Raw genomic sequence first — 20,079 nt, 5'->3', positions numbered from 1 at the left:
AACTCAATGCACGACCTCAGTGCAACAAGGTGCCCGCCCACATCGCCAGCGTCAGCAATGTCACGGTACTGGAAGCAAACCCGGAAGCGATGGCGCTGATCGCATAGCCGTAACGGCTCCCCGCAATGACGGACCGGAGGCTGATAATGGTCAACCATTTCATGATGGGCTCGGCGCGACTAACCGCACGTCGGACAGTATTTTCCCATCCCCCGCCTGTTTGACAAAAATCAATCTCGCCTCCCCGGCCAGCGACAGGATCAGCCTAAGGCTTCACTGCCCACACGCACCGTTGCCATTGAGCACAAGCGTTTCTGGATTACCCACGGGAGATTTGTCATGTCTGAGCAATCACGTTTGATGCTGGTCGTCTCACCCTTGATGGAAAACAGCCCCGCGTTCGACCGGGCCGCGGCGTTGGCGAAGGCTTCGGGGGCGGCACTGCATATCGTGGCGTTCGATTACCTCGAAGGGTTGGCGACCGCCAGCATGGTCAACGAACAGGCGCTGGAGCAGATGCGCCTCGGGTATGTCGAGCGCCATCGCCAGTGGCTGGAAGAACAGGCCCGTCCCTTACGCAAAATCGGAGTGCAGGTCACCACTGAAGTGGTTTGGGTGGAAAGACCCTTGCAGGAAATCCTCATTCACCTCAAAGAACAGCCGATGGCCGCACTGATCAAGGCACTTGAGTACGAATCGCCGCTGTCACGCCTGATGTTCACACCCCTTGATATTCATTTACTGCGCGAATGCCCCGTGCCTTTGCATTTTGTCAGTCATGTGCAGCACGCCCTCCCGCGCAAGATCGTTGCAGCGGTTGATCCGTTCCATTGTGCTGGTCAGTACAAAAGTTTCAACGACCGGATTCTGCACGAGGCCGCAAAACTGGCGAGCACCTGTAATGCGACGCTGGATGTGATCTATGCCCATGACCTGTCCTCGATCAGCGCCGACGAGTTCGGCTTCGACAACGCCTCTGCATTCTTTTCCTCAGGTACCGCCAAGACGCTGTTCGATGCACAGGGCGATGCCTTCCGCGAACTGGCAGAGCGCAACGGGATCCCGCCAGAGCGCCAGCACATGATCATGGGCAATCCGACCAAGGTTCTTTCCAGCTACGCTGACGCCTATGACATCGACGTAATCGTCATGGGCCGGGTCGGCCATCGTGATATTGGTCGACTGATCGGCAGTACGGTGGAACATCTGCTGTACAAAATGCCGTGCAGCGTGTGGGTGGTTTCACCGGAAGAACTGGCTGAGTGAAATGTACTGCTCGGGTGAGATCGAGCAGGCATACGACAAGCACCTGGGAGGCGTCAGCGACACGAACAGGAAGCGGTTCAAGCTCTATGCGCTGCCTTAACGGCGAAGGAGAAAGCGCCAGTCGCCAACCTCTTGGCAGAAGGACTTTACGATGCGTATCGTCATTGCTCTGGGCGGTAACGCCCTGCTCCGCCGTGGTGAACCCATGACCGCGGACAACCAGCGCGCCAACATCGTATGCGTAGCAGCATCCCAAGCAGCGCGGCAGCGAACAGGCACGCGAAAACGATGGCGCCGATGATGATGGAGCTCAATGTGTGATCTCCCTGGTCATTGCCTGCCCGACCAGAGACGGGACAAACAGCAGCCCCACGCCAGTGGCTGCCTCGATGATCGCGGCGAAAACAAGCAGTCCGTTCATCACGTGGACGCTCCGTCTCGGGCTGTGCGGCCACGTACCTGCACTACCCGGGGAATGGGTTAATCCGATTGCGACTAATACTTAGTGCTTATCGTGATTAACCTCGGTGGAAAGTTCCGGTCCAGCAGCAATACTCCACTCTGCTTCGAAAACTATTCGAGTATAGCGTGGGGCAATAAGTCATGAACTTAACCGTCTCCGAACTTAAAGCATCTCGATTCTCGTTAATAAAGCGATGCCTTCGCCAGCCGTTACTGCATTTTTTAATCGCCGGTTTTGCACTCTTTTTGCTGTACGGAGGTTTGCACCGTTCCACTGTCAATCAAGATCCGCAACGCATCGAAATCACCCCTGAAGTTGTTCAGCGGATCGCGATTTCCTGGCTGGCACGATGGCAACGGCCTGCATCGGAGCAACAGTTGCAGGGCCTGATTGATGAATATGTGAAAGAGGAAATCCTCTATCGCGAAGCACTGAAACTTGGCCTGGATAAAGACGACACCATTATTCGCCGCCGACTGGCGCAGAAAATGGATTTCCTCGCCGAAGATGTCGCATCACTTCGCGAACCGGCACTTGGTGTACTGGAGGCCTGGTACAACCAGCATCAGGACCAATATGCCCCGCCACCACTGGCGACCTTCCATCATCTGTTCTTCGCGCTGGACAAACGCGGTACGGATGCGCAGGCCCAGGCTCAGACCGCGTTAAGTGGGCTGAGTGACAAGAACAGTGGTGAAGGCGATGCCTTCATGTTTAAAAGCGCCTACACAGAGCAATCACAGGATCAAGTGGCGCGAGTCTTTGGCTCAAAGTTCGCCCTTTCATTGTTCAAGCAAACACCGGGTAGTTGGGTGGGGCCTGTGGAGTCAGGTTTTGGCTGGCATCTGGTGTGGGTTGATGCGCTGGCCAAGCCACCGGCACCGCCCTTCGAAACCGTGGCCCAGCAGGTCAAGTCCGACTGGTTGTCCGAGCAACGCAGCGAGTCGAAACGCACGAGTTTCGATGCGCTGAAAGCACGCTATGAGGTCGTGGTGATGATGCCGGCGTCCACCAGCGGAATCGCCGCCACGCAAACGGAGCCGCCGTGATGAGGTGCAGAGTCTGGCTGCTGTTGCTGCTCTGGTTCATGGGGCTGACGGCCATGGCCCATGAGTCCCGTCCTGCTTACCTGGAGCTCAACGAAACGGCCGCCGGGCGCTATGACGTACTGTGGCGCACGCCGGTGCTTTCCGGCATGCGCTTGCCGATTGCGCTGAGGTTTGCCGACGGTGTGCGCACTGTCGTTGAGCCGGTTGAAAGTGAACTGAACGATTCACTGATCGAGCGCCGGACCATTGATGCGGGCGCCACAGGACTGGTCGGACAACGCATCGAATTCATCGGTCTGCAAGCGAGCATCACCGATGTGCTGGTGCGTGTCTCGCGCCTGGACGGCAGCCTGACGACCACCCTCGTCCACCCCGCGCAACCCTGGATAGACATTGCTGCCACGTCGGGAGCGTTCTCGGTGGCCGGTGCATTTTTGGCCCACGGCATCCAACACATCCTGGGCGGGTTCGATCACCTGCTGTTCGTCTTTGGCCTTCTGCTGCTGGTGGGTAATGGCTGGATGCTGGTGAAAACCATCACCGCGTTTACCCTCGCCCACTCCATCACCCTGGCGCTCGCGACATTGGGTGCGGTGCGGCTTCCCGGCCCGCCTGTAGAAGCGACGATTGCGCTGAGCATTCTGTTGCTGGCGGTGGAAATCGCCCGCAAGAACCGTGGTGAAACCAGTTTCACCATCCAGTGGCCCTGGGTGGTGGCGTTCTGTTTTGGCTTGTTGCATGGCTTCGGTTTTGCCGGCGCGCTGGCGCAAATCGGTTTGCCGCAGCGTGACCTACCGCTGGCGCTGTTCACCTTCAATGTCGGCGTCGAGATCGGCCAGTTGATGTTCGTCGCCGTCGTGTTGAGCCTGCGCGCACTGTTGCTGCGTTGTCGACTGCCACGGCCCGCGCTTCTGTATGCCCGACCGATCGCTTCTTATGGGCTGGGTACGTTGGCGGCCTTTTGGTTTTTTGAACGAGTCTCGAGTTTCTGGTCCTGAGTTTCACCCTGTCACTGCCGTTTTCCGGAGGCGTGGAATATGAAAACCCCTGCACACTTCACCGCGTCAGCACTGATCGGTTGCGCCGCACTTACTGTCAGCACGCTGGCATTGGCAGAGGGCAACCTGGATCGAGAGGTTTACTTTGGCCAGACGCACTCCCACACCTCCTGGTCGATTGATGCCTACCTGATCGGCAACCATCAGGTCGATCCCGAGCAGGCTTACCAATACTCACTTGGGATGCCGGTCAAGCATCCGATGGGGTTTGAAGTGCAGCTCAAGGGCCGACCGCTGGATTTCCATGGTGTGACCGACCATTCGGAATACGTCGGCGTGATCGCCCTGGCCAACGATCCGAAGTCAGACTTCAGCAAGCTGCCCATTGCGCAAAAGCTGATTGTCAAAACCCCGGAGGATTTCAACCGGGTGTTCAAATGGATCGCCAGCAGCTTGAACAATCCCATCAAGGAGCTGATTGATCCGAAGGTTGCCGGCAACATTTGGCAGCAGAACATCGCCATCGCCGACAAGTATTACAAGCCCGGCAAGTTCACCACCTTCGTCGCCTATGAATGGACCTCGGCACCCAATAATCAAAACATGCACCGCAACGTGTTTTTCCGCGATTCGAAGAAGGTGCCGGACCTGCCCTTCACCGCACTCGACTCGAACAAACCGGACGACCTGTGGGGCTGGATGGACGATCAACGCAAAAAGGGCAACGAGGTGCTGGCGATTTCCCACAATGCCAACCTCAGCAACGGCCTGATGTTCCCGGTGGACGTCGATGAGCGTGGCCGCCCCATCGATGCCGCCTGGGCGGAAGCGCGGATGCGCAATGAATCCCTCACCGAAATTCATCAGGTCAAGGGCACCTCCGAAACCCACCCCGAACTGTCGCCGACCGACGAATTTGCCAATTACGAAATCATGAGTTTCCTGCTTGGCATCGACAACAGCACGTCGAAACTCAATGGCAGTTACATCAGGCAAGCCTGGCAAAACGGCATGGCCCTGCAGGAAGCCCGCGGATACAACCCCTACAAAATGGGCGTGGTCGGCGCCAGCGACTCGCACAACGGAGTCATCCCCTATTCGCAGAACAACAACTTCGGCTCCCACGGGTTTACCGACAGCACCCCGGCAGCGCGCATTTCCGGCAAACAGAACTCGGGCATGGTGGCCTTGCAAACCAGCACGTCGGGTTTGGCTGGCGTGTGGGCTGAGGAAAACACCCGTGAATCAATCTTCGATGCCATGAAGCGTAAAGAAGTCTACGGCACCAGCGGCGTGCGCATTCCCGTGCGCCTGTTTGGTGGCTGGGGCTTCGACAGCAATGTGTGGAACGAGAAAGACTGGGTGCATGCCGCTTACGCCAAGGGCGTTCCCATGGGCAGCGACTTGCCGACAAAAACGGGTAAACAGGCGCCGTCCTTCGTGGTGTGGGCGGTCAAGGATGCCGACGATGGCAACCTTGACCGAATCCAGATCATCAAGGGCTGGACCAAAAACGGCCAGACCTTCGAGAAGATCTACGACATCGCCTGGTCCGGTGATCGCCAACCGGACCAGGCCACCGGCAAGATCCCGCCAGTGGGGTCGACGGTCGATGTGTCCAAGGCGACTTACACCAATACCATTGGTGCCACCGAGCTGAAAAAAGTCTGGGTCGATCCGGATTTCGATCCGGCGCAGCACGCGTTCTACTACGCCCGCGTGCTACAGATCCCGACACCGCGCTGGAGTACCTACGACGCGGCCAAGCTACAAATACCACCGCCGGCCGGCGTCTCGGCCACCGTCCAGGAACGCGCGTGGACCTCGCCGATCTGGTACACACCGAATGCCGAGGACAGCAAGTCTATCGCAGGCGGTAAAACCATCGATCAACTGAAATCCGAAGGGGCCAAAGCGCTCACCAACGAGCAGTTGCAAACCTACGTGGTGGGCAAAACCATCAAGGTGCGCAATACCGTCACCGGCCAGACCTTCGAGATCATCTATGGCACCGACGGCCAACGCCTGGTCACCAGCGTCGATGGTAAGCCGCCCGCACAAGGGGAATACCTGAACATGCTGCATGACGGCCAGTTTGGCGTGCCGGCCAAATATGAAATCAAGGACGGACATCTGGTGACGACACTCGGCGGCACGCCCTTCGAGGCCACGGTATTCGAGCAAAACGGCAAATACATGACGGCCCGCAGCAACGAGTTTGGCTACGTGAATTATGAGGTCGAGGAGGTCAAGTAGTGCGATGGGGGTTCCATCGACGGTGTAGGTGCTACTGCCCTCGGCGATGGGAAAGATCCAAACCATTGGATTTAGAAACCCAAAACCACTCAGCTTTCGTGGACTGAGCAGTCTTGGGGCTGTCTTGCGACAACTCGTTCAGGGCTGTGCTTCTAACTCACGGGCATACCCCTTGTGCAATTCGGCCGCTAGCTTCTCTTCGTCCAGCGCCCCTTCCCACTTGGCAATGAACAGGGTGGCGACACCATTGCCGATGACATTGATCAACGCCCCGCCCTCGGAAATAAACCGGTAGACCCCAAGCACCAGCACCAGCCCCCATGCCGCCAAAGGCCCCCAGCGGCGAGACATACATTACGAAAAAAAGACTGTTTAAGACGCGAGTAGCGTTTGCAAATCCGATGTCACGCAGCAACTTTTAAACCGCCGCTATCTATCCGTGAATGAAGCACCCCATCGGTTGCATCCAGCCTTTGAGGTGCAATTCATCAAACCATCAAGAGCGCCCTACGGAACCTGTGACCGGTAGATTCCCCAGCAAGTGGAGCCCGGTACTCTTCACGAAAGCGTCATAGTCCATCGGTCTCTCGATACGGGTTTCAGCGTTGGGTAGTACGTAAGCCCAGGCACGCTTGGACGATGCGTCGTAAACCAGCTTGAATAGGCGGCTCGGCACCCAGACCTTGTTGTCGCCGATGGTGGTGTGGCCTGAGTCAAAGAGCGGGCCGGTAAAGACAAAAACATTGCCATCGGCTCGCTTGGCAAATTTTCTGACATCCGCCTCGACCTTGCTCCAGATCTTCCGGTTGTTGGTGGGGTCTTGCGGCACCATGTTCGACAGCGCAAAGGATTGGGCCATTGCATTAGGGTTCGGTGCATCGGCTGCCGGGGATTGATGGCCACGGTCCACGGCCGGATGTTGGCTACGGTAGTCGCTCAACTCTGCCCGCCCACTCTTGGGGATGCGTGGGTCCGGGTAGAACTGGTTGGTGCGCTCCTCCCCTTTGGCATCTTGCAGCTGGGCGGCATTAAGGCGTTCGACCACTACCAACGGCGTCTTGCTGGTTTGCGAGTACAGCACCGCGAAGTTGTCGGAACACAGGGCCAGGGGTTTCATGGTTGCGGGCACAGTGGCCATGTTGATCGGTTTGGCTGCCGGGAACAGATCTGCACAGCCGTCGAACGATGCCTGCTTCTGCTTGTTTGAATAGAGGTCCAGCGCCGCGTTCTGGCTGATCGAGCCCGAGTGGGACGCTTGTTCCTGATGCTGGGTGGGCGGCTTGAGGAGATCCAGCAGACTGCGGGCTTCTGCCCCGGTCGAGAGCAAAACAAGGGCCGACAGCCCAACTGCAATTTTGCGTAGGTGCATGCTTTTAATCTTCGAATTGGATTGAGGGGTAAACGTACGGCGAGTCCCGATTCACGGAACCAGGTGGCGGCGGTTGCTGATTATCTTGCGGCGAGCATGCGTTCACTGTCCTTGATCAAAATGCCGATGCGGATCCGGTCGGCTCCGAGCAGTACGACCGCTGACGGTCGTGCGGGATTAATTGACCATGACAAGTCACATAAGTGCTGAGCAGCGTTTAGATTCTATTGGCCAATGTCTAAGCGGGCTCCTTAACTGGCGCGAAGCGTTGCGCGTACTCCTTTGGACTCACCCCCATGCGTCGCACGAAGGCTTTTCTTAGCCCGTCGACACTGTGGTAGACGCATCGGCGCGCAACCTCTTCCATCGACCGCCTTCCCAGCTCTATTTGCCGACTGGCCGCTTCGACCCGTACGTCCTCGACGTACTTTGCAGGCGTTGCACGCCTTCATGCGGTGCACAAATTTCATCACCAAATCATCCCTGAAAATAGCCTGATCGCCGCTCGGCGAGCTAATCGAAGAACGGATCAACCGACGCCCGACTGCCGACAAAAAAGCTGTCGGCGACCAGTCGCAGCGGCTGGAGGTCCAGGTCACTGGCCTTGTCGCCAATCAGCTGTTGAAAATGCCGATACACCGCCGCGTACTCGCCCTCCTCCGATACGGCTTGGCGCACGCCGTCAATACTCAACAGTGCGCCACCGTTGTCCAGTCGCAGGATGCCTTCAGTGCAACGAATCTCGATGCTCCAGAGTTCCTCATGACCGTGATCAAAATCGAACTCCGCGCGGACATCGAGGTGGCGCGCGTCAGACATCTTGATGGACGCGGCAATCGGCGACTGGCAGTTGCTGGGGACTCGCAGTTCGGCAGACTCGACAAACAGCGGCAGCGCCAGCAGATGGGTGGCTATCGACAAGGCATTGATGCCGGGATCGAAGACGCCCAGGCCTCCGGGTTGCCAGATCCATGCCTGGCCGGGGTGCCACTTGCGCACGTCTTCCTTCCAGTCGATCTGTACGCTTTGCAAGGTGCGGCGGGCCAGCCAGTCACGAGCCGCTTCGATGCCGGGCGCGTAGCGTGAATGCCAAGCGAACAAACCGCTGACGCCTTGCTCCCCAACCTGAATCACCAACGCCATCGCTTCACCCAACGTGGCGCACGGCGGTTTTTCTACCAGCACGTGTTTGCCAGCGGCCAGCGCTTGTTGCACCAGAGCGAATCGTCCTTGCGGTGGTGTGCAAAACGCAATCGCATCGACGTACGGGCCGTTTTCGAGCAGCTCGCTCAAGGACTGAAAGTTCTCTACCCCGGCGCAGGGCTGCCCTTGCGTGGCGACAGACATCAACTGGAACGCGGGATTGGCATTAATAGCGGGGACGTGTTGATCCTGAGCAATCTTGCCGTAGCCCACCAGACCGAGACGGATCGGTTGCATCAATGACTCCTGATTATTTTTCTTATCTGGGTAAGCGAGCGGGCAAGGTTACACCGCCCGGATCATTGATCGCAGCCCCCACCGAACCTTTACCCCGCAAACGCCGTCCGAACTAGGGCATCAATGCTCACCCTTCACCGCGAGGTCGCCGTTTGAAAGCCGCCATCATCAAAAAATACCGCCTGATCATCAAGACCATGGGCTATGTGGGCTGGGCGCTGTTCTGGTTGCTGCTCTGGGATATAGCCGTCACCGTGGACTTCATGCTGTTTCTCAACAGCAAGATCAATCTGCCGCTGATGCCTCTGACCTTGCTCGGTTCGGCGTTGGTGGTGCTGATCAGTTTTCGCAACAGCAGTGCCTATAATCGCTGGTGGGAAGCGCGCACGTTGTGGGGGGCGATGGTCAATAACTCCCGTAGCTTTGCGCGGCAAGTACTGACGCTGCTGGATGATCCGGGTAATGAGGTCAATCCGATGAAGTCAACCCTGCTGCGCCGTCACGTGGCGTACGTAAATTGCCTGGCGGCGCATCTCAGGGGCCAGCCGTGCCCGCTCGAAGTACAGGCGTTTATTCCCGCCGGGGAGTTCGCACGCAGCGGCACCACCAATAATTTTGCCAACGATATCCTCAACGGTTCCGCGGCTCTGCTGGCCCAGGAATACAAGGCCGGGCGCCTGGACAGCATTCGCCTGGCGCGGCTGGAGTCGACTCTGGTTGATCTGTCCAACAGCCAGGGCGGCATGGAGCGGATCGCCAATACGCCGCTGCCCTACCCTTATGTCTATTTTCCACGGCTGTTTATTTCGCTGTTTTGCCTGATTGTGCCGGTGGGGCTAGTAGAGTCCCTGGGCTGGTTTACCCCGCTGGCCTCGACAGTGGTGGGCTTCATGCTGCTGGCCATCGAACGCATCGGCACTGACCTGCAAAGCCCGTTTCGCGACAGCGAACACCAGATCCAGATGGAAACCCTCTGCGAAACCATCGAAAAAAACCTGCACTCAATGCAACGCGATTCACTGAGTAGCGATCAACTCAGCGACCCCAGTGCAGCGGTGATTTAACAAAAAAAACGGAGGGTGGTGAATTATTCAGTGTCCTCATGTATCTGAACCAAACAGCGCGCGCCATTAAATCAATGGCATCGAGAGGGTTCAGGGACAGAGTAATTCTCATGAAATCAAGCAAGAAAACCGTCAATCCCATCGGATTGGACGACATCACCATTGTCGACGACGCCAAGATGCGCAAGGCGATCACGGCCGCCGCACTGGGCAATGCCATGGAATGGTTCGACTTCGGCGTCTATGGCTTTGTCGCCTATGTGCTCGGCAAGGTGTTCTTTCCCGACGCGTCCCCCAGCGTGCAGATGATCGCCGCGCTGGCGACCTTTTCGGTGCCCTTCCTGATCCGCCCTCTGGGCGGTTTGTTCTTCGGCGCATTGGGCGACAAATATGGCCGGCAGAAAGTCCTGGCGGCCACCATCGTGATCATGTCCCTGAGCACCTTCGCCATCGGACTGATTCCGTCCTATGACTCAATCGGCATCTGGGCCCCTATCCTGCTGTTGCTGGCCAAGATGGCCCAGGGCTTTTCGGTAGGCGGCGAATACACCGGCGCCTCGATCTTCGTCGCCGAGTATGCCCCGGACCGCAAGCGCGGCTTTCTCGGGAGCTGGCTGGACTTCGGCTCAATCGCAGGGTTTGTACTCGGCGCAGGCCTGGTGGTGCTTATTTCCGCCGTGATCGGCGAAGAGCAGTTCCAGGCGTGGGGCTGGCGCCTGCCGTTCTTCCTCGCCCTGCCCCTGGGCATGATCGGCCTCTATTTGCGTAACGCGCTTGAAGAGACCCCGGCCTTCCAGCAACATGTCGAAAAACTCGAACAAGGCGACCGCGAAGGCCTGGCGCGCGGCCCGAAAGTGTCGTTCAAGGAAGTGGCGACCAAGCATTGGCGCAGCCTGATGACCTGCATTGGCGTAGTCGCGGTCACCAACGTCACCTACTACATGCTGCTCACCTACATGCCGAGCTACCTCTCGCACAACCTGCATTACAGCGAAAACCATGGTGTGTTGATCATCATCGCGATCATGGTCGGCATGTTGTTCGTACAGCCACTGATCGGCTTTATCAGCGACAAAATTGGCCGCCGGCCCTTTATCCTCTTCGGCAGCATCGCGCTGTTCTGCCTGGCCATTCCTGCCTTCATGCTGATCAACAGCGGTAAGCTCGGGCTGATATTTTCGGGCCTGCTGATCATTGCCGTGGTGCTCAACTTCTTCATCGGCGTGATGGCCTCAACCCTTCCGGCCATGTTCCCCACCCACATCCGCTACAGCGCCCTGGCCAGTGCCTTCAACGTCTCGGTGCTGATCGCGGGCCTGACTCCAACCTTGGTGGCCTGGCTGGTGGAAAGCACCAACAACCTGTACATGCCGGCGTACTACCTGATGGTGATTGCCGTGGTGGGCCTGGTGACCGGCATTACCATGAAAGAAACCGCCAACAAGCCCTTGCATGGTGCAGCCCCGGCGGCGTCCGACCTTGAGGAAGCGCGGGAACTGCTGCAGGAGCATGAAGACAATATTGAACAGAAGATCGAAGACATCGACGCGCAGATCGCCGCGCTGGAGGCCAAGCGCGAAACTCTGGTGCAACAGCACCCGCGCATCGACTGACGGGGCGATCCGTCATCAACCCTGGCAACCAACCAGCGAGCTCGCCAATAACGCCTCCAACCCCATCGGCTTGGCAAAATAATAACCCTGGGCCTGCCCTGCGCCGATTTCGCGCAGCAGGTCCAGGGTCGCTGCATCCTCGACACCTTCGGCCACCACACTCAGGTCCAGCGATTCGGCCATCCGCACAATCGCCCGGACGATCGCGCGACTGCGGGGGCTGGTGGTCAGTTCGAGGATGAACGACTTGTCGATCTTCAAGCCGCTGAACCGGTATTGATGCACATAGCTCAGGGATGAAAACCCGGCGCCGAAGTCATCGAGCACCACCGACATGCCGTTGTCGGCCAATTGCTGCATGGTCAGTCGGGCAATGGCCGGCTCAGCCACCAGCGCACCTTCGGTCAACTCCAGGCAGATCCGCGACGGCGCGACCCCGTGCCGCGCCAACAGTGCGAGCACATCACTGGCGAAGTCCGGGCGCGTCATGCTGTAGCTGGAGCAATTGACGTGCACCGGCGGCCAATTGGCGTGCCGGGGTTGTGCGAGGATCACTGCAATGCTGGTGAGCATGTACAGATCCAGTCGACCGATCAGGCGCAAGCCCTCGACATCCGGCAAAAACTCCCCGGCGCGATCACCCGCCCGCCCGGCTGATGCCAGCGGATCAGCGCTTCAAGGGCCAACAATTCGCCGGTTTCGACGCTGACAATCGGCTGGAAATACGGCAGCAGTTCGTCAGTGCGTTTGAGCGCATTGCGCAAGGCACCTTCACGCTCGACCTGGTCCGAGACTTCACGGCGCACTTCCTGGTTGAACACCGCGTAGCTGTCGCGCCCGGCACTCTTGACCCGGTACATCGCCGCATCGGCATCGCGCAACAAGTCGGCTGGCTCGTGATGGAACTGACTGTCGGCGCTGACAATGCCGATACTGCAGGACGAAAAAACCTGATGGCCATTGATGACAAACGGCAGGTCAAACGCCACCAGGATCCGTTCGGCGATGTCGATCACCACGTCCAGCGGTGCCTCGGGAGCGAGCACCGAAAACTCATCGCCCCCCAGGCGCGCCAGCATGTCGGTGTCGCGCAGACAACCGCGTAAACGGTGGGCGGCCTGCCTCAACAGCAGGTCACCAAAATGGTGGCCAAGGCTGTCGTTGACCATCTTGAAACGGTCGAGGTCGATGAACATCACCGCCAGGTGCCCGCCTGCGCTGCCGAACTGCGACCAAGCCAAATTGAGGCGCTGTTGCAGGTAGGTGCGATTCGGTAGCCCGGTCAGCGCATCATGGGAGTTTTCGTGTTGCAACTTGGCATTGGCGTGATCGAGCTCGCGAGTGCGGTTCTGCACCCGGGCTTCCAGCATGAGGTTGGCAGCATGGATCGCTTCGGCGGCGGTGCGTCGCGACAACGCGGTGTCGATGTGCCGCGACACGAACGTCAGCAATTCCTGGTCACGCAGGGTATAGCGCACCTGCGAGGTATAGCTTTGCACCGCCAGCACGCCACGCACTACATCGCCATCGAACAATGGAATGCCCAGCCAGGAATAGGCTTTGACAGACTCATGGGCCATTGCGATTTCACCGTGCGCAGACAATCGGTCAGCTTCGCCTGCATCAATCAGGCAAGGTCGACGCTGACGGATAACGTACTCGGTCAAGCCCCGGCGTCCACGCCGTGCCACCGGGCGGGTCGTCTGCCGCTCATCGATGTAATACGGAAAAGTCACTTCACCGGTCGCGTCGTCGAACAGCGCAATATAGAAGTTCTGCGCGAACAGCAGATCACCGACGATGCCATGCAAGGTTTGAAACAACTCAGCCATGTCGCCAGGCTGGCTCGACAGTTCAGCAATCTGGAACAGCGCACTCTGCAGATGTTCGGCGCGTTCCCGGTCTGCCACTTCCTGCCTCAATGCGTCGTTGAGTGCTGAAAGCTCCAGGGTGCGACGCATCACCGTCTCTTCCAGGTCCGCTCGGTGCAGAATCCGGTCCAGCGCCATGGCCACGTGGCGGGCCACCACCAGAAACAGCGCGCGGTCTTCAGCGCTGTAGGTACGAGACACGTCGTAGACCTGCATCGCCAGCATGCCGAACACCTCATCCGAGGCGTTTTTCAACGGTGCGCCCATCCAGAACTCGGGACGATCACCCACGCAGTAGAAACGCCCCTCAGCCTGGGCCGCGAGAATGCCGGCGGCGTCGATCAGCAACGGCTGGCCAGTGGTCAACACCTGCCCGGTCAACGACAGGTGCGAACGGTCCAGGTATTCGTAGTTCTCGGACTCCAGGGCATCAACGTCGATGATGTCAACGTAATACGGGTAGTCAATCTTGCCACTGTGCGGGTCATACAGCGCGAGGTAGAAGTTCTCGGCGTCGATCAGGCTGGCCAGCAGCCGGTGGACCCCCACCAGAAACACTGAGCGGTCGCGGGTCGAACTGGCCAGGTAGGTAATTTCATACAGCACACGCTGAGTAATCTGCGCACGGGCCAAGGTATTGGTCTGAACCTCAATGCCCAGGCGCTGGGCAAACTCGGCGAGCGTCGGGTCCGCGGCATCATCGACTGGCGCGAGTAACCAACCCAGCACACATTCGCCTCGACCGGTCGGCCAGCGGTGCAAGCGCCGGGTCAGGCAAAAGGCTTCAAACTCATCATTGGCAACGATTGACGGCCACTGCTCCAGGGCGTCGCCCTGTCCGACCAAATGCAGTTGTTCACCGGCGCGGTAAACCACCCACGCGGTGGTATGGGCCCAGTTGCGCGCCGAGTCCAGCAAATGCTCAATCGTGTCCTGGGTGCCGGCGCAGGCCATGCCGACAGTATCCGAGATCCCTTTAAGTTGAGGGACGACCCCGTCGCAATCGTTCGATTGCCACGGGGAGTCAGTCAATGGACGAACACTCATCAGCGCTCCCTGAGCCAAAAACCGGCGATACTCACTTACTGATTGCTAGCAATTTGCCGGCGAGCTTTCCGTTTAAAGCTTATGGGAGTTTTTATCAATAGTTTTATTCGCATAGTGCCAACTAAGGGGCAAACAACGAGTTATTCGCTACTTGTTACCTTCGCCGACGAAAAAAAGCCCCACCACCGAATGCGGTGCGGGGCGAAAATTGGTTGGTTGCGGCCAACCAAAGGAGCGCTGTGAGAAGCGTTTACGGGCCGGGGTCAGATGCAATCCTGCGCGGCGCGTTCAAAACTCGAAGGCAGGAAGTTCGAGGCCAGCAAATGTCGCTCGTAGATGAACACTTTGCCGCCGTTCCCGGCCTTGTAGGCTTCCAGCACGTTGTCCGCCGAAACTTTGCTCGGCACCACGATCCGGTAGCTGCGCTGGGTTTGCGAGACAGTCGGGTTCAACGCACTGCCCTGCAATTTAGGTATGACGCAGTCGGCGTATTGGGCCGGGGTCTTGCTGGTCTGCAAGGTCAGGGTCGGATCGTTCGGCGCGGAGGCACAACCGGCGAGCAGCAAAGAGGCAAACGCCATGGCAGGCACGAATAAAGGGCGCATCGGTCTCATCCTGAAAATAAAAGGTTCGGTTCAACAAGCAACGGAACTGCGTCGAACGTCGTCATTGCCATCGGGTCAATGTCTTCATCACGCAAATTTTTTGAGCCGCGTGTTCGATGGAGGTGATTTTCCGCCTACTGCCGACAAAGCAGAACTTGCGTTTCGTAATGGTCACTATTACTTCTAGCGATAGTTGCGCGCCGTGCAGACGCATGCACACTCAATCACAACCAGAAAAGATTGATGAGGATCTATCCTTGAGAACATTTGACCTGATCCGTGACGCCGTTTTGCCCGATTTCCGAGACCGGGTGGCCGAGTACCTGACCCAATACGAAACCGTACTGTTGAGCGAAAACGCGCCCGACCCGGAGCTTGTACGGGCCACCGCCAATCAGTTGCGTGGCTATTTGCGTGGGTTGAACACCACACGGGTGTTGGGCATGGCGGATTGGGAGGAGCTGGATAGACGAGTGGTGAATACGTGGCTTTAGCCTCTGCGCGCACCTCAATCCAAATGGCCACCGCTCGATCACACAAAAAACTACTTACCGATATGCATAAGCGCAGTCCGCGACGGGACATCCGAAACATGGATGACACCAATGTAAGGATGAGCCATATCGACCACCAGAATCACCGCAGCAGCAATCGACAAGGCGCAGACAAGCATGCCCCCTATGACCGTAGGATTTGCCGGCGCCTGAAGACCGAACGTCGCGAATAGCCAGGCCAGCCAGCAGGTCAGGATGACAAGAAACGCCGTAGGCAGACCCTCCGTATTGCTCTCGACCAGAATCCAATGGGCTTCCGCCAACTGAGTGCTGACTTCCAGTGCGCGGGGTACGTGACTGCACTGCCAGGGGAGTGGGTTAATCCGATTGCGACTAATACTTAGTGCCTATCGTGATTGACCTCGATGGAAACTTCCGGTCCAGCAGCAATACTCCACTCTGCTTCGAAAACTATTCGAGATAGCGTGGGGCAATAAGTCATGAACTTAACCGTCTCCGAACTTAAAGCATCTCGATTGTCGTCAATCAAACGATGCCTTCGCCAGCCGTTACTGCATTTTTTTAATCGCCGGTTTTGCGCTCTTTGTGCTGTCAAGATGTGGAGCGCCATATCGTGGCCACTCCGCATTCACACAGTGCGACAAGGGGACGGGCGACGATTGCTTCATCGCCCTCCTCCAGTCCGTTCGAGGGGCAGTTAGATCACGCTGCTCGACTGCCTCAACGGATACGTTGAACCACCGCGACCGTCAGCCCCTCTTGGGCAGGTGCCGCCGGCCGCCGATGGCTTAAGGCTCTTACTCGGTCACACCAACGATGTGCTCAGGTGCAGGCTCGGCATTGCCGATCGGTGCGTTGAGCAGCAGGAAGTACGCCAGAGCCGAACACAGCGCCACCACCGCACTGATCATGAACGCGGTATTGAACGAACCCGAGTACTGGATGCTGAAGCCGGTGACGATCGGCGCGACGGAACCGGCGATGTAGCCGCCGAAGTTCTGGATCGAACCAAACGAGGCGACCCGGCGGCTGTCGACGATGGTATTGACGATCATCCAGGCCGTGGCGCTGGCCATGTTGATGCTGAACAGCGCCAGGCACAGCAGGATGATGCAACCGGTAAGACCCGTGACATACGACAGCGGCAGGGTGAAGAGCGCAGCCAGCACCAGGCCCGTGATCACGCCGAATTTTCGGCTGGCCAGGATGCTCATGCCACGGCGCACCAGCAGGTCGCAGAAGCGTCCGGCGACGATGGTGCCCACCGCGCCGAAACCATAGGCCAGCGACACCAGCCACGCGGTCTTGTACAGGTTCAAGCCATGCTCACGCTCGAAGTAACCGGGCAGCCAGGTCAGGTGCAGCCACAGCATGTAGATCACGCCCATAAAGCCCAGGACCGCACCCCAGGTGCTGCGGTGCTTGAACAGGTCGAGCCAGCCGGCAAAGTAGGAGACCTTCGGTGCCTGCGAGGTGGCCGCTTGCACTTGGCGCTTTTTCTCGGTTGGCAAGGGCTTGCCTTCAGCCGCGAGCTCGGCCAGGTACCGCGCCTTGCTCTTGTAGAAGGTCAACCAGCACAAGGCCAGAACGATACCGATCGCGCCGGTAATGACGAACATTCCGCGCCAGCCGAAGTTGACCATGAACAGCGTCAGCAAGGGAGGCGCCAAGCATGGGCCCAGGCACGTCGACGACCAGACGATCCCGGTCGGAGTGCCGCGCTCGTTGGCATCGAACCATTCGGACAGGGCTTTGGCCGCCGAAGGAAACATCGGTGCCTCGCCAATCCCTAGCAGCACGCGTAGGCCCATGAAACCGGAAAAGCTGTTGACCATGCCGCACATGGACTGAGCCACCGACCAGGCCAGCAACGAGGCGCCCAGAGCGATCTTGCTGCCCAGGCGGTCGATGATCAGGCCCATTGGCAACTGCGCAAAGGCATAGGCGATGGAGAAGGCCGACAACAGAATGCCCATCTGCGAGGGGCTGATCATCATGTCCTTCTGGATCGAGGTATTGGCGATCGACAGCGCACTACGGTCCAGGTAGTTGACGATGCCGATCAACAGCAGGAAGACAACGGTGATGCTTTGATACTTCTTCAGTGTGTTCATCTGATGGCCTTTATTATTGTTATTGCAGCGGTTTCAATGCCCGGTGCTCCTTCAACCGGTGACACACTCATCCTTGGGGTATGACGAAAAAAATCAGGGCTGACGCGCCGTCACTGCCGCCTCGAGCAGGCCACGCCGACTCAGGCTCTCGATCAGCGAGCGCAGGCCGAAATTCCACTGCGGCGCCTGGTCGCTGGTGGTCACGCGGTTGCTCAAGGTGCCCAGTTGCGCGTTGCTGATGGCCACCATGTCGCCCAGCTTGTGGGTGAAACCGTTGCCCGGCTGGTCGCGGTCCTGCTTGGGGGCGAACAGGGTACCGAGAAACAGCACCAGGCCATCGGGATATTGGTGATTTTCGTTCAGGGTTTGCTGGACCAGGTCGAGCGGGTCGCGACTGATCTGGCGCATCGAACTGTGGCCTTCAAGAATGAAACCGTCCTGGCCTTCGACGCGCAAATCCACTTGCGCGTTACGCACGTCATCCATGGTGAAAGTCTCGTCGAACAGGCGCAACAAGGGACCCAGGGAGGTGGATGCGTTGTTGTCCTTGGCCTTGCCCAACAGCAAGGCGCTGCGCCCTTCGAAGTCGCGCAGGTTGACGTCGTTGCCAAGCATGGCGCCCTGTACGGTACCGTTGCTCGACACCGCCAACACCACTTCCGGCTCCGGGTTGTTCCAGCTCGACTTGGGGTGAATGCCGATGTCGGCACCGTGGCCGACCGCCGACATTGGCTGGGCCTTGGTGAAGATTTCGGCGTCCGGGCCGATGCCCACTTCCAGATACTGGGACCACAAGCCCTGCTCCACCAGTACCTTGCGCAAGGCTTCGGCCTGGGCCGAGCCTGGGACGATTTGCGAAAGGTCGGCGCCAATGCGGCTGGCCAGGGTGTCGCGGATCGCATCGGCCTTGGCCGGATCACCCTTGGCCTGCTCTTCGACCACACGCTCAAGCAGGCTGGCGGCGAAAGTCACGCCAGCAGCCTTAACGGCTTGCAGGTCGATCGGCGCCAGCAGCCACGGCAAGTTTTCGTCGCGCAGGCTCGGGTCGCTGTTGCCCAGCAACGCAGGCAACTCGATCAGGGCCTGGGTCAAGGGTAATGCACGCAGATACGCCACAGGGTCAGCCACTTCAAGCAAGGCCGAGACGGTTGCCACATGGGCGCTGATATCGTGCACGGCGCCGGCCTTGACCAGCACCACTGCCGGCCCCTGGCTGGGCAGCCAAACGCGCCCGACCCAACTGCCGGTATTGAATACGGCGGCGTTGTTGCTCAACTGCAGCGGTGCTTGGGCTCTTGATTCGTTTGTCATGTCTGCACTCTTGTTGTCGTTGTCAGTCATTGAGAAAGCGCTGGAAGCTGCAACTGCCCGGCGCATTGGTTGAGATCATCGATCACCTTCTGCGACAGGCTCACGCCTTCGCGCAGGGCTTGCTCGCGCAGCTTCAGGCCGGCCTGGCCAGGCAAGCGCACCGGGCGCTCGGGGTCGGCCGGACGGCTGGCCAGGATCAGCTTGCTCAGGAACGAACTTTCGTCGGTGAAGGCTTCCAGCCCGCCGAAGAAGCGCGGGTCAATCACCACAGCCGTGGCCGAAGCGCCCCACTGGTCCGGGGCATCCTTGCGCCCGTGGCCAGCTAATCCCGAGGTCAGGGCCTCGACCAGAATCGCCAGGGCAAAACCTTTGTGGCCAAAGGCCTGACCGCCCAGGGGCAGGATGCTGCCCGGCGGGGTGGTGAAGAAGTCGGTCGGGTCGTCGCTCAGACGGCCATCATTGCTCATCAACACCGGGTGAGGCAGTGCGCTGCCGGCATCGCGGCACTGGCCGATCAGGCCCAGGGTTACGGTGGACATGCTCACATCCAGCAGGATCGGCTCGCCTCGGGTCGGGATGCCAGCGGCAATCGGGTTGGGCGTGTAGATCGGATCGATCCCGCCATGAGCACACACCAGCCCCACCGACGGGTCCGAGGAATACACCATCGCCACCAGGCCACGGTCAGTGAACGGTTTCAGGTAAGCGGCCAGGCAACCGATGTGCGAGGCACGACGCACCACCGCGATACCTATGCCCTGCTCCGTGGCGCCTTTGGCCGCGCAGTCCAGGGCGCGGCTGACACAATAAGGGCCGAGCAGATAGTGGCCATCGAACAGAGCCGAAATGCCGCTATCCGAGACCTGCTCGAGCAACTGGGCACTGGCCTTGACCTGCCCTGTCAGCATGCCGCCGATATAGCGGCTCACCAGGTTGAGGCCGTGAGTGCGATGGCCCAGCAATTCACCTTCGAGCAGTACCCGGGTCACCACCTGGGCGACTTCGGCATCAGCCCCGGCTTTTTCGAACAGTTGCTCGACGAACGTGGTCAGCGTTTGTGCGTCGTAGTGTTTGGCTTCAGTCATGCTGGCTGTTCCG

General features: G+C 58.8%; 16 protein-coding genes and 3 pseudogenes. 8 read left to right on the top strand and 11 right to left on the bottom strand.

Features of this window, described 5'->3' with window-relative positions:
- Positions 1-16: 16 nt before the first annotated feature.
- The gene (locus tag JFU47_RS00535) at positions 17-163 is read right to left on the bottom strand and encodes a hypothetical protein (protein WP_201180552.1); all 147 of its coding nucleotides are present in this window, start codon (positions 161-163) and stop codon (positions 17-19) included.
- Positions 164-339: 176 nt separating this feature from the next.
- Here JFU47_RS00535 and JFU47_RS00530 point away from each other — a divergent pair, with 176 nt between their 5' ends.
- The 5 genes and pseudogenes from JFU47_RS00530 (at position 340) to JFU47_RS00510 (ending at position 6,032) form a co-directional block, all read left to right on the top strand.
- Positions 340-1,266, top strand: a complete 927-nt coding sequence (locus tag JFU47_RS00530) for a universal stress protein (RefSeq protein ID WP_201180175.1) — start codon at positions 340-342, stop codon at positions 1,264-1,266.
- Positions 1,267-1,417: 151 nt separating this feature from the next.
- A pseudogene (locus JFU47_RS00525) lies at positions 1,418-1,543 on the top strand (carbamate kinase); the annotation flags it as partial.
- 326 nt (positions 1,544-1,869) lie between these two features.
- Positions 1,870-2,778 (top strand): peptidylprolyl isomerase, encoded by a 909-nt coding sequence (locus JFU47_RS00520; RefSeq protein WP_201180174.1) that lies wholly within the window; start codon positions 1,870-1,872, stop codon positions 2,776-2,778.
- A complete protein-coding gene (locus JFU47_RS00515; protein WP_201180173.1) occupies positions 2,778-3,776 on the top strand; it encodes a HupE/UreJ family protein in 999 nt (332 codons plus the stop codon). The genes JFU47_RS00520 and JFU47_RS00515 overlap by 1 nt, the downstream gene beginning before the upstream one ends.
- A gap of 39 nt (positions 3,777-3,815) precedes the next feature.
- The gene (locus JFU47_RS00510) at positions 3,816-6,032 is read left to right on the top strand and encodes a DUF3604 domain-containing protein (RefSeq protein ID WP_201180172.1); all 2,217 of its coding nucleotides are present in this window, start codon (positions 3,816-3,818) and stop codon (positions 6,030-6,032) included.
- 138 nt (positions 6,033-6,170) lie between these two features.
- Here JFU47_RS00510 and JFU47_RS00505 read toward each other — a convergent pair whose 3' ends face one another.
- The 4 genes and pseudogenes from JFU47_RS00505 to JFU47_RS00490 form a co-directional block, all read right to left on the bottom strand.
- Complete coding sequence (locus JFU47_RS00505; protein WP_274609973.1) at positions 6,171-6,383, bottom strand: hypothetical protein; 213 nt, start codon at positions 6,381-6,383, stop codon at positions 6,171-6,173.
- Between the two features lie 145 nt (positions 6,384-6,528).
- Positions 6,529-7,401 carry a DNA/RNA non-specific endonuclease gene (locus JFU47_RS00500; protein WP_201180171.1) on the bottom strand — a complete coding sequence of 291 codons (873 nt, stop codon included), beginning with the start codon at positions 7,399-7,401 and terminating at the stop codon, positions 6,529-6,531.
- A gap of 238 nt (positions 7,402-7,639) precedes the next feature.
- Positions 7,640-7,846 (bottom strand): annotated as a pseudogene (locus JFU47_RS00495) (helix-turn-helix domain-containing protein); the annotation flags it as partial.
- Positions 7,847-7,914: 68 nt separating this feature from the next.
- A complete protein-coding gene (locus JFU47_RS00490; RefSeq protein WP_201180170.1) occupies positions 7,915-8,841 on the bottom strand; it encodes a Gfo/Idh/MocA family protein in 927 nt (308 codons plus the stop codon).
- A gap of 152 nt (positions 8,842-8,993) precedes the next feature.
- Between JFU47_RS00490 and JFU47_RS00485 the strand changes: the two genes are divergently transcribed.
- Complete coding sequence (locus JFU47_RS00485) at positions 8,994-9,905, top strand: bestrophin family protein (RefSeq protein ID WP_201180169.1); 912 nt, start codon at positions 8,994-8,996, stop codon at positions 9,903-9,905.
- A gap of 110 nt (positions 9,906-10,015) precedes the next feature.
- Positions 10,016-11,518: a glycine betaine/L-proline transporter ProP gene (gene proP / locus JFU47_RS00480; protein WP_201180168.1), complete on the top strand. Its 1,503-nt coding sequence runs from the start codon at positions 10,016-10,018 to the stop codon at positions 11,516-11,518.
- A gap of 15 nt (positions 11,519-11,533) precedes the next feature.
- On the opposite strand, the pseudogene JFU47_RS00475 reads toward proP, so the two are convergent.
- Positions 11,534-14,436 (bottom strand): annotated as a pseudogene (locus JFU47_RS00475) (sensor domain-containing phosphodiesterase).
- A gap of 263 nt (positions 14,437-14,699) precedes the next feature.
- On the bottom strand, positions 14,700-15,041 hold the full coding sequence (locus JFU47_RS00470) for a hypothetical protein (protein ID WP_123366010.1): 342 nt from the start codon (positions 15,039-15,041) through the stop codon (positions 14,700-14,702).
- A gap of 257 nt (positions 15,042-15,298) precedes the next feature.
- On the opposite strand from JFU47_RS00470, the gene JFU47_RS00465 reads away from it, so the two are divergent.
- Entirely contained in the window at positions 15,299-15,535 is a 237-nt protein-coding gene (locus tag JFU47_RS00465) for a hypothetical protein (protein WP_140683896.1), read from the top strand.
- A 50-nt stretch (positions 15,536-15,585) separates the two neighbouring features.
- Here the strand turns inward: JFU47_RS00465 and JFU47_RS00460 are convergent, their stop codons facing one another.
- The 4 genes from JFU47_RS00460 to JFU47_RS00445 form a co-directional block, all read right to left on the bottom strand.
- A complete protein-coding gene (locus JFU47_RS00460) occupies positions 15,586-15,876 on the bottom strand; it encodes a bestrophin-like domain (protein ID WP_446739624.1) in 291 nt (96 codons plus the stop codon).
- Positions 15,877-16,353: 477 nt separating this feature from the next.
- A complete protein-coding gene (locus JFU47_RS00455; protein ID WP_140893135.1) occupies positions 16,354-17,670 on the bottom strand; it encodes an MFS transporter in 1,317 nt (438 codons plus the stop codon).
- Positions 17,671-17,763: 93 nt separating this feature from the next.
- Entirely contained in the window at positions 17,764-18,981 is a 1,218-nt protein-coding gene (locus JFU47_RS00450) for a fumarylacetoacetate hydrolase family protein (RefSeq protein ID WP_201180167.1), read from the bottom strand.
- A gap of 26 nt (positions 18,982-19,007) precedes the next feature.
- Positions 19,008-20,066, bottom strand: coding sequence for an Ldh family oxidoreductase (locus tag JFU47_RS00445; RefSeq protein WP_201180166.1), 1,059 nt, complete (start codon positions 20,064-20,066; stop codon positions 19,008-19,010).
- Between the last annotated feature and the right edge of the window lie 13 nt (positions 20,067-20,079).

The sequence above is a fragment of the Pseudomonas sp. TH39(2020) genome (assembly GCF_016650715.1).
GTDB classification, from domain to species: Bacteria; Pseudomonadota; Gammaproteobacteria; order Pseudomonadales; family Pseudomonadaceae; genus Aquipseudomonas; species Aquipseudomonas mandelii_C.
Note: the sequence above shows the minus strand (reverse complement) of the source record. Positions and strands in the feature narration are given on the sequence as shown.